Annotated in this window: 1 protein-coding gene; it reads left to right on the top strand. The window is 34.6% G+C overall.

Features of this window, described 5'->3' with window-relative positions; translation table 11 throughout:
• Positions 1-445: hypothetical protein (locus RCF13_RS11780; RefSeq protein WP_308141212.1), on the top strand; the 445-nt coding region annotated here is incomplete at both ends.

Below are 445 nucleotides of genomic sequence, written 5' to 3'. Positions count from 1 at the left end.
GCATCTTTAATGATTCTAGGTGCTTTAGCGCCAGTTGTTTTTGCAGAGGAGCCTACGAAAATTACGCAAGAGAGCAATGGAAATGAAGATGAAAAGCTGAAGCCTTTAGTGTGGAATATCAGCCTGTATCCAGAATCGAGGGATGAGGAGGATTGGTTTAACGAAAATACGTTATATCACAGAAATAGGGAACTTTATTACATAGATCCAAATAATGATGGAAGAAGAACAGAACGACTTTTCATAAGAATAGATTTTACGGTAGACGAAGGGGAATTGACATTTCCGAACATCAATAACTTAATTGCTGGTGTAGGTGTATACAGCGACAATAGTAATATTTCTATGGTAGATGTTGATTTTTTAAATGAAATCCATAATATGACAACAAACAATGAGAATACAGGAAAGAATGAGCAAAAAGAATTTATTGATCGATATATTT

The organism is Stenotrophomonas maltophilia group sp. RNC7 (assembly GCF_030910085.1).
In the GTDB taxonomy this organism is placed as follows: Bacteria; Pseudomonadota; Gammaproteobacteria; order Xanthomonadales; family Xanthomonadaceae; genus Stenotrophomonas; species Stenotrophomonas sepilia.
The sequence above is the reverse complement of the archived record's forward strand: the minus strand, read 5'-3'. Positions and strand labels throughout refer to the sequence as shown.